The 14,683-nt window shown below is 46.8% G+C and carries 11 protein-coding genes and 1 pseudogene; 6 read left to right on the top strand and 6 right to left on the bottom strand.

Translation table 11 applies throughout. From position 1 onward, the window contains the following. Positions 1-21: 21 nt before the first annotated feature. Positions 22-3,444 (bottom strand): DUF4765 family protein, encoded by a 3,423-nt coding sequence (locus tag ACLD11_RS03395; protein WP_411014533.1) that lies wholly within the window; start codon positions 3,442-3,444, stop codon positions 22-24. A 429-nt stretch (positions 3,445-3,873) separates the two neighbouring features. On the opposite strand from ACLD11_RS03395, the pseudogene ACLD11_RS03390 reads away from it, so the two are divergent. Continuing rightward, positions 3,874-4,080, top strand: a pseudogene (locus tag ACLD11_RS03390) (tyrosine-type recombinase/integrase); the annotation flags it as partial. A 51-nt stretch (positions 4,081-4,131) separates the two neighbouring features. Next, positions 4,132-5,067, top strand: a complete 936-nt coding sequence (gene ttcA / locus ACLD11_RS03385) for a tRNA 2-thiocytidine(32) synthetase TtcA (RefSeq protein ID WP_411011285.1) — start codon at positions 4,132-4,134, stop codon at positions 5,065-5,067. Between the two features lie 43 nt (positions 5,068-5,110). Here ttcA and dbpA read toward each other — a convergent pair whose 3' ends face one another. From dbpA to smrA, 4 genes are all read right to left on the bottom strand, one after another. Further along, on the bottom strand, positions 5,111-6,484 hold the full coding sequence (gene dbpA / locus ACLD11_RS03380) for an ATP-dependent RNA helicase DbpA (RefSeq protein WP_411011284.1): 1,374 nt from the start codon (positions 6,482-6,484) through the stop codon (positions 5,111-5,113). A 486-nt stretch (positions 6,485-6,970) separates the two neighbouring features. Continuing rightward, positions 6,971-7,954, bottom strand: a complete 984-nt coding sequence (gene zntB, locus ACLD11_RS03375; RefSeq protein ID WP_411011283.1) for a zinc transporter ZntB — start codon at positions 7,952-7,954, stop codon at positions 6,971-6,973. A gap of 145 nt (positions 7,955-8,099) precedes the next feature. After that, positions 8,100-9,254 carry a methyl-accepting chemotaxis protein gene (locus ACLD11_RS03370; RefSeq protein ID WP_411011282.1) on the bottom strand — a complete coding sequence of 385 codons (1,155 nt, stop codon included), beginning with the start codon at positions 9,252-9,254 and terminating at the stop codon, positions 8,100-8,102. A 410-nt stretch (positions 9,255-9,664) separates the two neighbouring features. After that, positions 9,665-10,228, bottom strand: coding sequence for a DNA endonuclease SmrA (gene smrA / locus ACLD11_RS03365; protein WP_183059621.1), 564 nt, complete (start codon positions 10,226-10,228; stop codon positions 9,665-9,667). Positions 10,229-10,485: 257 nt separating this feature from the next. Between smrA and ogt the strand changes: the two genes are divergently transcribed. The 3 genes from ogt (at position 10,486) to uspE (ending at position 13,047) form a co-directional block, all read left to right on the top strand. Further along, complete coding sequence (gene ogt, locus ACLD11_RS03360; RefSeq protein WP_411014532.1) at positions 10,486-11,001, top strand: methylated-DNA--[protein]-cysteine S-methyltransferase; 516 nt, start codon at positions 10,486-10,488, stop codon at positions 10,999-11,001. A 195-nt stretch (positions 11,002-11,196) separates the two neighbouring features. Then, on the top strand, positions 11,197-11,949 hold the full coding sequence (fnr, locus tag ACLD11_RS03355) for a fumarate/nitrate reduction transcriptional regulator Fnr (RefSeq protein WP_000611914.1): 753 nt from the start codon (positions 11,197-11,199) through the stop codon (positions 11,947-11,949). A gap of 150 nt (positions 11,950-12,099) precedes the next feature. Continuing rightward, a complete protein-coding gene (gene uspE, locus ACLD11_RS03350) occupies positions 12,100-13,047 on the top strand; it encodes a universal stress protein UspE (protein ID WP_001262138.1) in 948 nt (315 codons plus the stop codon). A gap of 54 nt (positions 13,048-13,101) precedes the next feature. Here uspE and ACLD11_RS03345 read toward each other — a convergent pair whose 3' ends face one another. Then, positions 13,102-13,356, bottom strand: coding sequence for a DUF2534 family protein (locus tag ACLD11_RS03345; protein ID WP_000605645.1), 255 nt, complete (start codon positions 13,354-13,356; stop codon positions 13,102-13,104). A gap of 238 nt (positions 13,357-13,594) precedes the next feature. Between ACLD11_RS03345 and ACLD11_RS03340 the strand changes: the two genes are divergently transcribed. Beyond that, on the top strand, positions 13,595-14,626 hold the full coding sequence (locus tag ACLD11_RS03340; RefSeq protein WP_000493670.1) for a mechanosensitive ion channel family protein: 1,032 nt from the start codon (positions 13,595-13,597) through the stop codon (positions 14,624-14,626). The last annotated feature ends 57 nt before the right edge of the window (positions 14,627-14,683 follow it).

The raw sequence follows: 14,683 nt of genomic DNA, 5'->3' as shown, positions 1-14,683 counted from the left end.
AAACTTGTTCAGAATTTATGATTACTTAGAAGCGTTTGCCTGCCCCGTATTTTCTGCTTTACCATATGTCCTGTCAATTATACCAACAGGGTCCACTGGTGTGTTTTTTGGCATAACCCAGCCGCTTTCACTGACGCTACCTCGTGTAAGATATTTGACTTTTGCCCTAACGATAATAAGATAATGTTCCCTGCTGAACCTGTCGGCAACACTAAGATCCGTGGTATATTCAGGTACGATTCTTCCACTTCTAACCTGCTCTCTGGCTATTTCAACAGAGACAGGCAATACTTCTACATCGGCCCCCTCAATACCGCCTGCTGTTTTAAAACTAACAATATTTTCAGCCTGCGGACCTATTGTACCTCGGCATAATACAACTTCGGTCTCCCCTGCTGCTGCATCCCCACTCTGGTATTTCTTATAAATACTTTGTACATTTTCTTCTGATGTAGGGTATAAATCTTCTGACAGGGAGGACAGTATGTCTTCCAGTAGGGGAGAATCATCCGAAATTTCCAGAAGTTCGTCATCATAACCCACGTCTCCTTCTCTTAACTCTGAATAAGGTTTATCAATATGGCGAATAAGCCCCCCACCTTTCAGCCCTGACGCCTGATAAAATCGCCCATCAGAAGATCGGTAAAATGTCATAGCTGAATCTTTTCCGCTATCCGAATAGGTTGCCCGATACGTTTCTGAACCGGGTTCTTTAGTTAAAACGAGCTCTCTGTCGCCATATTTTATCGTATTAGGCGCTTCTGATGACAGCGGTGGATATGAGGCTTGTTTTCTGTAAAAGCCTTCTCCTGACGATTTGTAATAACCATATGTTTGTTTATCAAAACCGGTAGCGCGATAGAGCCCATCGTTTCCCTCTGGTCCTAACTCAAGAACTTTCTGACTACTTTTTTGATAAATAAAATCTGTATTTTCTATTGACTCTATAATTTTATAGTTACTCCCTTTTTGAATCGGTGCTCGTACTACACCTCTTTGTATTTTATTTTCAACAAATCGGAGGCCCGTATACTTTGCATTTGCCGCTCTTTCTGTGAACTTCGCTCCAGCAACAGGAACAGCCTCCATACCGATACGAATGATATCCTGTACGTAACCGCATACATCCGCAGAGTTTTCCACAACGGCCCGGTTAAGAATACTACTGGTACCAGCCAGTGCGTTAAAACCAGGGACAATACTCATTACAATATTCCAGACCGTTCCTAAGAGATGAAGTCCTGCCCTTGCAGCCGGACTTAATGAGGAAGCTGTGCGATGATGTACAGTATCATCAAGATCAAAACTCAGCTCAATTAATCCTCCAAGCCCCTCCTGAATAATCTTATTAAATCCATAAACGAATTCTTGCCCGCCATTCATGGAGGAAAGTTTCTCCTTGAACGATTCGAGAGCCTTAACCTGTCTCTCATGTTGTTCTTCTAATGTCAGCCAGCTGCTTTTCGCAATATCACTGATCTCGTGAATAAGCCCAATAACGGCCTCTCGCACCATTTTGTTGGTGTCCATTAGTCCTAAAATATCACACTCCTGCATATGTTCCTTCATATGAGTCTCTGCTCGATAATATTTCTCCGCCCAGTTTAGCTGCTTATTGATCGCGGCTTTCATTAACGAAATTAAAGGATCGTTGCTTTTGGGAAGTATTGATTTAACACCGTTGGAAAATTTATTATTAACCACAATTCTTCTTGCTATTGCGTTTATTTTTTTATCGTTAATTGGCCCCGTTATCTTTGCACACCAAAAAATAATATGACGCATAATAATAAAATTATTCTTTATACCTTCAGGGCTAAGCAATACTCTATCACCACCATTGCTGGATAAATGGTGTATCACTAATTGAACTAGCTTAAAAAGATGAATCATCCTTTTTTTATTAAAAGCGCTCTTTCCTCTTTCTTGTCTACCGAAAGATACTATTTCTAACGCTGTAATAATAGCTTCCTTACCATAGAAAACCTCAAAGCTTGAACCAGAAATAGCAGGAAACTTTTCATACAGGACTTTCGTATAATGGCTTTCCCTTGTCCATAAAGGACTGTCTATCATAGGTGGTGCAGACTCAGTGCTGAAAGGCAAAGGATGAACCAGCATATCACGCGCCATTAGCTCATATATTTTATATTGGTGTTGGATGTTTTCTCTTACAAAAGATAAAAAAGAAACGAAACTTCCCTCACCGAGGGTGATGAGTTTATCACTTAAATGAACTAAAAGACCTTTAAACATATATTCAGCAGCAATAGCTCTTCCATCATGCGTCCACTGCCCAGTTTGAGAAAATGCAAGTAATTCATGATAGCCTCTTTTATAACTATTTGCCTCTTGTTCTTTTCCAAGTAGTTTGAGTACTGCGACAAGGTGTCCTCCTGCAACAGATGTATAGTGATCAAATAGACCATCTAACACCTTACCCAGCGGATGAGGCTCCGTATTTGGGGCAGGATGATCCTCCGGGAGAGCCCTTTCATATCTTTGTAATTCTTTAACGGGTAAAAAATCATTCTCACCTTCTGAATTACCATTTTTTATCCTATAATCACCAGATGTTACTGCTAATCTTGATGATAATAACAAACTAGTTATTGCAATATTTTTAATACTCCTGTCCATTTTATGAATGATTACTGGCTGAAAATGATTGCCGCTATGAGAAGATAAGAAAATTTGCCTTTGAATTTCCTTTCCCTCAGATATAATTTGCTCAGTACTTTTAGGTGGAACAGTTACGCTATCCACATTAAATAGCTCATGTTCACCACTCATCGTTACCTGAGAAAAACACGCCGATGTATGTGCAATTGCAGCGGGATCAATCTCTTTATAAATAACATTAGCGTAAATGTTTGTAACTTCACCGTTTGCATTTAAATGATCGTGCAAAATATATTTTAGAAATAGATCTAACAACAATTTTTCTGATGTAATTCCATTTACACAGTTGTGAAAGTCAGGGGAAATTGGATAGCCGTTCTTATCAAATGGAAGCGATAAATATCCTCGCCCCCCATCAATATTTTCGTAACTATAATCTGGAGATATCTTTACCTCACATTTATTGGTGTCTACATCGTCATTTATGCTGCGCTCTACTTTATAATTAACCAACCTACGGAAGGTTGCACTATTTGAATAATAAAAACCCAATGTTGATTTAATATCTTCACATATAATTTCATGTATTGGCTCAAAGAAGAAGTCATAAATATTTAAGCTGTTCTTTTCTTCATCTTTGGCCATCTCATCCAGCTTAATATATTCTTCTGGTAAATTAGACACTTGCTCATGAAAGATAGCGTCCTGATAAAGACCATCCAGCATTGAAAGGTACGGTATGGTATCCCAGCTTCTGATGGGTTGTCTCTGTACCGTCTGCTGTGATTCTCTGGTTGATATATCACTTACTGTTATACGCATCACGTTCTCCAGCCAGAATTATGGTATACATCATAAGATGTCGATATCAGGTAGCAATTCTCATCGCAAATAATTTGTCTGAACTGTACATATGAAACAGGCTATTTTTAATTCAATACGACCACCAGAATAGGCAAGAAAATTTTAAATAGTATACGGTAAACTGATCTTACCCAACGATAATTAAACACTCTGCATTATCTTATTAGATAATAAAATACTGATACCGTATTTTATATCACCACTAAAAGAGCAAAAAGGGTGTGCCGAATATCATTTTACACCTGTCCCGGTTCACCCCACGGAACCACTTGAAACGTACCATCATCAGGACGCAGCGGCGCCTGAATTTCAGTTGAGCCCGTCACTTCTTAACGGGCCTGTCTGCATGATGTATACAGTTGACAATATCCGAAGGTACTATCTCTATTAAAACGTGCTGGCATTCGTCGCCGTAATCCGTACCATACGCGACATACTTTTGCCTGCTGGCTGTTGACGGCAGGAGCGAACCCGGCATTTATCGCCAGCCAAATGGGACATGAAACTGCGCAGATGGTGTATGAAATTTACGGTATGTGGATTGATGACATGAACGACGAACAAGTAGCGATGTTGAATGCGCGGTTATCGTAGTTACAAAGTTTGCCCCCAATTTGCCCCATTTAGTACCAGAGAACTGAAATAATGCAAGAAATTCAAAAGAATACAAAGAAAGAACAATACAACCTCAACAAGTTGCAAAAGCGCCTGCGCCGTAACGTTGGCGAAGCGATTGCCGATTTTAATATGATTGAAGAAGGCGATCGCATTATGGTTTGCCTTTCTGGCGGCAAAGATAGCTATACGATGCTGGAAATTTTACGTAATTTGCAGCAAAGCGCCCCGATCAATTTTTCACTGGTCGCTGTCAACCTCGATCAAAAGCAGCCAGGTTTCCCGGAGCATATCCTACCAGCCTACCTTGAGCAGTTGGGCGTAGAATATAAAATCGTCGAAGAAAACACTTACGGTATTGTTAAGGAGAAGATTCCGGAAGGAAAAACTACCTGCTCGCTGTGCTCGCGTTTGCGTCGGGGTATCCTGTATCGTACTGCGACTGAACTGGGCGCGACCAAAATCGCCCTGGGCCACCATCGCGACGATATTCTGCAAACCCTGTTTCTGAATATGTTCTATGGCGGAAAAATGAAAGGGATGCCGCCGAAGCTGATGAGCGATGACGGCAAACATATCGTGATCCGTCCGCTGGCTTACTGCCGCGAGAAAGATATTGTCCGTTTTGCTGAGGCCAAAGCCTTCCCTATCATTCCTTGTAATCTGTGCGGTTCGCAACCCAACCTGCAACGCCAGGTGATTGCCGACATGCTACGCGACTGGGATAAGCGCTATCCTGGACGGATCGAGACGATGTTTAGCGCCATGCAGAATGTCGTGCCGTCTCACCTTTGTGACACTAACCTGTTCGATTTCAAAGGGATCACTCACGGTTCCGAGGTCGTCGACGGCGGCGATTTAGCGTTCGATCGTGAAGAGATTCCCTTGCAGCCCGCTGGCTGGCAGCCGGAAGAAGATGACACCGCCTTAGCGGCGTTGCGGCTTGATGTTATCGAAGTGAAATAATCTGCAGGCGTCTCAGCACTCCGCTGAGACGCCATACTATCGATCATTTTAATAGCCGTACCCGGCATGACTTGCCTTTGATCTTCCCGTTTTGCAACTGCTTCCAGGTTTTTTGCGCTACCGCTTGACGTACGGCGACGTAAACGTGCATGGGATGCACGTTAATTTTGCCAATATCCGCCCCGTCTAATCCAATATCGCCGGTCAGCGCGCCCAAAATATCTCCCGGACGCATTTTCGCTTTTTTGCCGCCGTCAATGCATAGGGTAGTCATCTCTGCGGCCAGAGGGAGTAACGGCTGCCGGGCGGGCGCATTCAGCCAGTTCAGCTTGAGTTGCAGCATTTCTGAAAGAATATTCGCCCGCTGCGCCTCTTCCGGCGCGCAGAAACTGATCGCCAGGCCGCTACTTCCCGCGCGCGCCGTACGGCCAATACGGTGGACATGCACCTCCGGGTCCCAGGCCAGTTCATAGTTAACCACCAGTTCGAGCGATTTAATGTCTAATCCTCGCGCGGCAACGTCGGTGGCAACCAGAATGCGCGCGCTACCATTTGCAAAACGCACCAACGTCTGGTCGCGGTCGCGTTGTTCCAGATCGCCGTGGAGCGCCAATGAGCTTTGTCCTACCGCATTAAGCGCATCACAAACGGCCTGACAATCTTTTTTGGTATTGCAAAACACCACGCAGGACGCTGGCTGATGCTGGCTAAGCAACGTTTGTAGCAGCGAAATTTTTTCATGCGCAGACGTTTCGAAGAACTGTTGTTCGATAGCCGGTAGCGCATCTAGCGTATCGATTTCAATACGTATTGGCTGCTGCTGTACACGACCGCTAATCGCCGCGATGGCCTCAGGCCAGGTTGCTGAAAACAATAACGTCTGGCGCGTCGCAGGCGCAAAGCGGATCACCTCATCAATGGCGTCACTGAATCCCATGTCCAGCATTCGGTCTGCTTCATCCATTACCAGAATGTGCAGAGCATCCAGCGATACGGTTTCTTTTTGTAAATGATCCAGCAGGCGCCCCGGCGTCGCGACAATGATATGCGGAGCGTGCTGAAGCGAGTCACGCTGTGCGCCAAAGGGTTGCCCACCACATAAGGTCAGAATTTTGGTATTTGGCAGAAAACGGGCCAGGCGACGTAACTCTCCGGCAACCTGATCCGCCAGCTCCCGCGTCGGACACAGCACTAATGCCTGTGTCTGGAACAGACTGACGTCAATTCGATGCAAGAGCCCAAGACCAAACGCCGCCGTTTTGCCGCTACCGGTCCTGGCCTGCACACGCACATCATTTCCCGCCAGAATGACGGGTAATGCTGCGGCCTGAACAGGCGTCATCTCAAGATAGCCCAGCTCAGTAAGGTTATTGAGCTGGGCGGCGGGCAAAACATTCAGGGTTGAAAAAGCGGTCACAATTTACTCTCGCGGTAACGACTCATAGTCAGCAGGCGCGTATCCTCGCAGATCCGGGCGTTTGATGCGACATTTTAATCGGTTCTTCGTCCGGCGGCGGGTCGGGCATCGGCTGAGGACGGGGAAGCGGCTCAGGAATAGGAACAGGGTCAGTGGGAACCGGGTCCGACAAGGACGAGTGTAGATATAATAAGGTCAAAAGACAGCTCATATTACCCTCCAGAATGTCATTCAGACTCTTAAAGGGTAGACGCTGATATTCTACAGGCAAAAAAAAGCCGACTAATCTAAGCCGGCGTCGTACGAATCAATTGTGCTATGCAGTAATTCAAAAAAGGAAGTAAGACAATATGGAGCGCAACGCCCATCGCTTGACGTTGCATTCACCTGCGAGAGAGATATTGCCCCGAATAGGTAGATGGTTTATTGACTTCGCTCAAATTTCTCGGCGTTTTTTCATACGAAATGGTCTAAAAAGCGCTTTTGTTACAACCATTTACTGCGATGCAACCATAAAGTAACACCACCGATCAGGACAACTAACAGAATACAAAACAGAGAAAAGCCGAACCGCCATCCGCCGCCGGGAATACCGCCCAGGTTAACGCCAAATAACCCCGTTAAGAAGGTGCTGGGCAGAAAAACCATCGCCATAAGCGACATGGTATAAGTTCTGCGCGCCAGAGACTCCTGCATCACCTGGGCAATTTCATCCGCCATGATACCAGTACGCGCGATACAAGCGTCAATTTCATCCAACCCCCTTCCCAGCCTGTCGGCGATATCCTGCATTCTGCGCCGGTGATCGTCGCTCATCCACGGAAGCCGTTCACTCGCAAGCCGGGCATAGACGTCGCGCTGCGGCGCCATATAGCGGCGCATAACAATTAGCTGTTTACGTAGCAAGGCGAGGAAACCGCGCGGTGGGATTTGCTGGTCGAGAAGATTATCTTCCAGATCGATAATTTTATCGTGTAGCTCTTCAATAAATTCACTGGCGTGATCGGTTAACGCATCGCACACATCCACTAACCAGCCGCCGCAATCTACGGGCCCGGCGCCTTCCTGCAAATCACTGACCACATCGTCGAGCGCCAGAACCTTTCGCTGACGGGTAGACACAATGAATCGCTCGTCCATATATAAACGCATTGCCACTAATTGATCCGGGCGTTCGTCAGTACTGCCATTAATACAGCGCAGCGTAATGAGCGTCCCTTCCCCCATACGACTTACGCGCGGGCGCGAGCTTTCACCAGCCAGCGCATCACGCACGTTATTGGGGAGTAAAGGCGTTGAAGCCAACCAGCGGGCGCTGTCCGGGTGGGTATAATTAAGATGTAGCCAACAGGGATGCTGACTATCGATCACATCATTATCTTCGAGCGGTTTTACTCCACCACGACCATCCAGTAGCCATGCGAAAACGGCATCCGGCACGTTCACATCCGATCCCTTAATGGCTTCCACAGCGCCTCCACGTTACAACTCTTATGCCGTTAGTCTAGCTTTCGGGAAAGGTTAAGCAATCTCTCATTTTCTCATTGCGCAAAAAGAATGACGGGAACGTGCGAAAAAAGCGCCTTAGCAACAGGCGCTTACCAAACATGTATTATCAGACCTGGCCGCGCCTGGTGATGGTCGAAAGAGATGATATATGAGAGCGCGTCAGCGCATGTTCACTGTAACCCGGCTGGCTTAAACGAAATTTGTCGGTTTTAGTCTGTAACTCGATCACCTGCGCCTTTAAAACATCCGAAGAAGCAGATAGCGCTTCAACCATTAAGACATTGCTATGGGTTGCGCTTTCCAGATCGCTCAACGCCAGAGTTATCTGGTTAATGCCTTTTTCCTGCTCCCGCGTGGTGGTGGAAATTTCACTCATCAGCACATTTAATTGCCCGGAGCCGCCAACAATCTCCTGCATATTTTTTTCAGCCTCCTGCACTATGGCGGCCCCCTGCCGCACATTGTCATGCGTAACGTCGATCAGCGCCTTGATACTTTTTGCCGCCTCGGCGCTACGATGCGCCAGATTACGCACTTCCCCGGCCACCACGGAGAAACCTTTTCCATGATCGCCCGCCCGCGCAGCCTCTACCGCCGCGTTAAGCGCCAGAATATTAGTCTGGAATGCGATACCGTCAATCAATGAAATAATCTCCGTCATCTGCGAGGCACAGTCGGTAATAGAACGCATATTTTCTGTAACCCGCACCATTAATTCACCGCCTTTACGGGCGCATTGGGTTGCACAATCCGCCTGTATGCTCGCCATTCGGGTATTATCCGCATTGTTTTTGGTACTCGCCGCCATTTCATCCATACTGGCGGCAGTTTGAATTAACGAGGCCGACTGCTGTTCCGTCTTTACGGATAGCGACATACTGCGCGCCGCCAATTGTTCGGAAAGGGTCATTGCCGTTTGCGAAGAGGATCTGATTTCACGTACCAGCGCGGAAATATTATCCGACATGCCATTAATCCCGGGGATGAGTCGCCCGGCGCAATTATTGCCAAATTCGGAGATATGAATAGACAAGTTTCCTGCTGCGACCTCTTCAATACTTTTCTTCACGGTATTAATTGGCACAACCAGGTAGCAGGTCATATACCACCAAAGCAGTAATGCCGAGATCAGATAAATGATATTACACGTAATTAAAATAGGGAGATCGTGCAGAAAAGCTATTTGTAAAGTATCCACCAAAAGAAACGTACATATCATCAATAGAATAATGCATGTCCTGACGCTAATATTTCTTAACATTTTTGACGGCCTACAACCAGGATAGGAGACAGGTTTTATTTTTATAGCATTTCGGATACCTATTGCCATTCGTTTCTTTCACATTCTCCATATTCAATACCAGACCATCGCCATTTCCCTTAGTGCAACAGATAAAATCACCTATATTCGCTATGCCAGGATATTCATCCATCCATATTGACAAGTGATGTACTTATCACCATTTTCTGCTTAATAGTTAAGTCTAAAGCCAGTACATTTTAATAGACGCTTAAATAAGTGAATGACTGTTTATCCGTGTTATTACCGCAGACAGCGTTATAATCCCGTTCTCTTGCAGAACCCTAAGCGTTTGGATAAGGCGTTATATCGGGCATAAAATCGGGTTCGCGTGAGCTTGGCTGGCGGTCCTGTCCGCCAGCGGCAACGATTTACCGACTACGCTTCGCATGGCGCTCCCAGTTATCCTGTTTAGCCTGCACCGTTTTACGTAACGCGACATAACATGCCCCGCCGCCGCCATGGTGCGGCAGCGCCGAACAATAAGCCTGTACATCCTCAAACTCTGTCAACCAGCGGGCCACATAGCTTCGGACGATATTGGCATGTGACTTCGCCTCTCGCCCTTTACCATGAATGATCAGGATATTACGCAACCCCTCTTTTTGCGCCTCCAGGATAAAACGAAACAGCATCTTTCGGCACGTTTCGACCGGCTGGCGTAACAAATTAAGGCTGGCCTGCTGAGGGTATTTTCCACTGCGTAACTTGTCGATGACACCTTGCTGCAATCCTTCCCGACGAAATTCCAGCGGTTCATTCAGCGGCAGAATATCCAGAAAGCCCGTCGTCAGGAAATTATCAAGCTGAAGCGTGTCGATACGCTGGGGCGTTTTAAGATTACGCGTTGGCTGCCAGTGTACATCAGTATGGCGTTTCAGCGGCTGGACATCCTCCATGGCGTCAAGAAACAGCGCTTTATCGTCAAGGTTCATGGTTCATCCTCCAGCGTTTTTGCGACTGCCGTTATCATAACCGTGCCCTGTTATACCGACAACGATTTACAGTTATTTCCAATAACAGCGACAATGTAAGGCAATTAACCGCCTCGCCAGGCTCTCTTTTTCTCCGCCAACGATATTACTGTCGCTAAATGTGTTATCCCTGATTATCTTTTAAGGAGTATGGTTGCGGGTATTCCTGGCATGATATCTTGTCTCTTACGTTAGGCTAAGACGATGTGAGAGAACGGATGCTGAGATTACTTGAAGAGAAGATAGCCACGCCGTTAGGTCCGTTATGGGTGGTTTGTGATGAGCAGTTTCGACTGCGGGCCATTGAGTGGGAACAGTACCGCGATCGTATGGAGCAACTGCTAAATATCCACTACCGTCACGAAGGCTATGAATGCGTTTCTGCGACTAACCCCGGTGGACTCAGCGATAAGCTTGCTGATTATTTTGCAGGCAATCTCGCCGTAATTGATACCCTGGAAACCGCCACGGGGGGCACACCTTTTCAACGGGAAGTATGGCAGGCGTTGCGCGCTATCCCCTGCGGACAGGTGATGCACTATGGTCAACTGGCGGCGCAACTGGGACGACCGGGCGCCGCACGCGCAGTCGGTGCTGCGAATGGCGCGAACCCCATCAGTATTGTTGTTCCCTGCCATCGCGTCATCGGGCGTAACGGCACTCTGACCGGATACGCAGGCGGCGTGCAGCGAAAAGAGTGGCTATTACGCCATGAAGGCTATCTTTTATTATGAATATACAGGCAAAAAGTGCCTTATCGGTCACACTTTTAGGTAAAGCAACAACAAATAAATTACGTATTTTCAAAGAGATAAAAGCATTCATCAAACTTATACTTGAATTATTCCTTCTCCGGGATAGCTCAGACTTACGCGCTCACCAAAAAGATGTTAAAATTGACAAATATCAATTACGGCTTGAGCAGACCTATGATCCCGGAAAAGCGAATTATACGGCGCATTCAGTCTGGCGGTTGTGCTATCCATTGCCAGGATTGCAGTATCAGCCAGCTTTGCATCCCGTTCACACTTAACGAGCATGAGCTTGATCAGCTTGATAATATCATCGAGCGCAAAAAGCCCATTCAGAAAGGGCAAACTCTGTTTAAAGCAGGTGATGAACTGAAATCGCTCTATGCTATCCGCTCCGGAACGATTAAAAGCTACACCATTACCGAGCAAGGCGATGAGCAGATTACTGGATTCCATTTAGCAGGCGACCTGGTGGGTTTTGACGCCATTGGCAGCGGTCATCATCCGAGCTTTGCACAGGCGCTGGAAACCTCAATGGTATGTGAAATTCCCTTTGAGACGCTGGATGACCTGTCCGGCAAAATGCCGAACCTGCGTCAGCAAATGATGCGTCTGATGAGTGGTGAAATTAAAGGCGATCAGGATATGATCCTGTTATTGTCGAAGAAAAACGCCGAAGAACGTCTGGCCGCGTTTATTTACAATCTGTCCCGCCGCTTTGCGCAGCGTGGTTTTTCACCGCGTGAATTCCGCCTGACGATGACCCGTGGCGATATCGGCAACTATCTTGGCTTAACGGTCGAAACCATTAGCCGTCTGCTGGGGCGTTTCCAGAAAAGCGGTATGCTGGCGGTGAAAGGTAAGTATATTACTATTGAAAACAGCGATGCGCTGGCGGCCCTCGCCGGTCATACCCGCAACGTCGCTTAAACGTCAGCCAGACCATTGATGTTATCTTCTGCCATATCGTTAAATTTTTCTCATTTATTGATCTGGCAGAAGCGCTTCCTCTGTTTCATTCACCATATTTGAGTTACTCTTTAGTTACAAACTGCGATGACAGTTGTAAGGAGACCCTGTATGGCTATGTATCAAAATATGCTGGTGGTCATCGATCCCAACCAGGACGACCAACCCGCATTACGGCGAGCAGTTTATTTGCATCAACGGATTGGCGGCAAAATTAAAGCTTTCCTGCCTATTTACGATTTTTCGTATGAGATGACCACCCTACTTTCTCCTGACGAACGCACCGCAATGCGTCAGGGTGTAATAAGCCAACGCACAGCCTGGATACGTGAGCAGGCGAAATATTATCTGGAAGCCGGTGTCCCCATTGAAATTAAAGTGGTCTGGCACAATCGTCCCTTTGAGGCCATCATCCAGGAGGTTATCGCCGGCAGTCACGATCTGGTGTTGAAAATGGCGCATCAGCACGATCGACTGGAAGCGGTCATTTTTACCCCTACCGACTGGCATTTGCTGCGTAAATGCCCAAGCCCCGTGTGGATGGTCAAAGATCAGCCGTGGCCAGAAGGCGGCAAAGCACTGGTCGCCGTGAACCTGGCAAGCGAAGAGCCCTATCACAATGCTCTCAACGAAAAGCTGGTAAAAGAGACCTTACAATTGGCGGAGCAGGTTAATCATACCGAAGTACATCTGGTCGGCGCCTACCCCGTTACGCCAATCAATATCGCCATTGAGCTGCCGGAATTTGATCCCAGCGTGTATAACGACGCCATCAGAGGCCAGCATTTACTGGCGATGAAAGCGCTGCGCCAGAAATTCAGCATCGATGAAAAAGTTACGCATGTAGAAAAAGGCTTGCCGGAAGAAGTTATCCCGGATCTTGCCGAACATCTCCAGGCGGGGATCGTTGTGCTTGGCACCGTTGGACGTACCGGACTCTCGGCCGCGTTTCTGGGGAACACGGCCGAACAGGTCATTGACCATCTGCGCTGCGACCTGTTAGTCATTAAGCCTGATGAGTATCAGACACCGGTTGAACTGGACGACGAGGACGATTAATCCCTCTTGCGTCCTGCCGGATGGCGCTGCCATCCGGCCAATACCTCATTCCTGTTACTCATCTCCGCCGAGGAAATAGATCCCCAAAGGAATCGCCAGCAGAATAGTGAACACCAGACTGTAAACGAAAATCATTGCCGACTGAATGGCATACATAGAGCTTGTCCACTCGGACAGTGGAATATGATATTGCTCAATCACACCGCCGATAGTCGCGCGCGTTACCACCGATGCCGCAACGATAAACACTGCCAGCAGGCATAACAGAAATTTTTTCCCCTTCGCCGATTTCAGCTTCATCATGATCATAGTATTGTCCTTTACAGATGACTTTGTTACCTGATAGCAACAATACCATGACAATCACGCGATGTCTGCTCCATAAAACGTGACATTGTATTTACATAAAAAGTAAACCGCTGAGATTAAAGCTGATAGCACTATTTCTTCTTTTTACTTATCGATGATCTACGCGTTTATCCTGGGTAAAATACCTGTTAATCAGGTCATTCTGAGCTGTTATCGTAGGAAGGAGCGGAAAACAATAATGTTCACTGAATTTTTTCTCAAAAACGCATTTAATCTGGCGATACTTTTCAGTTGCGGCATGGCGTTGCTGGTCGTGAGATTTTGGCTCAGCCGTAACGTACAGTGGAAGAAAGGATTCACGTTCCATGCGGCACAGTTTTTTATTTACGCGATTATTATTGGGACCATCGGGAGCATCCTGAATAATGCTATTGAAGATTATAATTTGCGTTTTATCTCTTCCGGGGTCATTGATTTTATCTGCACCTCGCTCATTGCGCTTATTCTGACGATAAAACTTTTCCTGATTATTAACCAATTTGAAAAAGCACAGGTCAATAAAGGTAGAGATGTCACCAGTACCCGTATTCTGGCACGGGTCATAAAAATAACCATTATTGTCGCGATTGTCTTATTGTATGGCGAACATTTTGGCATGAGTCTGTCCGGTCTGCTGACCTTTGGCGGTATCGGCGGTATCGCTGTTGGTATGGCGGGCAAAGATGTCCTGAGTAATTTTTTCTCCGGTATTATGCTCTATTTCGATCGCCCCTTCAGTATCGGAGACTGGATTCGTTCTCCTGACAGAAATATCGAAGGTACGGTCGCCGAAATCGGCTGGCGAATTACGCGAATTAACACATTCGACCACCGCCCGTTGTACGTGCCTAATTCCGTCTTTTCATCCATTAGCGTTGAGAATCCGGGACGGATGACCAACCGTCGAATAAAAACGGTTATTGGATTACGTTACGAAGATGCCGACAAAATTGGCCTCATTGTTGACGCTATCAGAAACATGCTGCAGGCGCACAGCGATATCGATCAGAAACAGACGCTGTTGGTCTATTTTAATGAATTCGCCGACTCTTCGCTGAATATTATGGTGTATTGCTTTACCAAAACGACAGTATGGCAGGAATGGCTTGCCGTACAGCAGGATGTTTACCTGAAAATTATTGCGATTGTCCAGGAAAACGGCGCTGACTTCGCCTTCCCAAGCCAGACGCTCTATATCGATGATCCGGAGGCCGCGCCTGCGATAAAATAAAAGATAGTCGGCGCCCGATAACGCTTATCGGGCACCGAGGCTTCCCTGTCCGGATGA

Origin of the sequence: Salmonella sp. 741265116_PST, from assembly GCF_046567715.1 — a bacterium.
Lineage (GTDB): Bacteria > Pseudomonadota > Gammaproteobacteria > Enterobacterales > Enterobacteriaceae > Salmonella > Salmonella enterica.
Note: the sequence above shows the minus strand (reverse complement) of the source record. Positions and strands in the feature narration are given on the sequence as shown.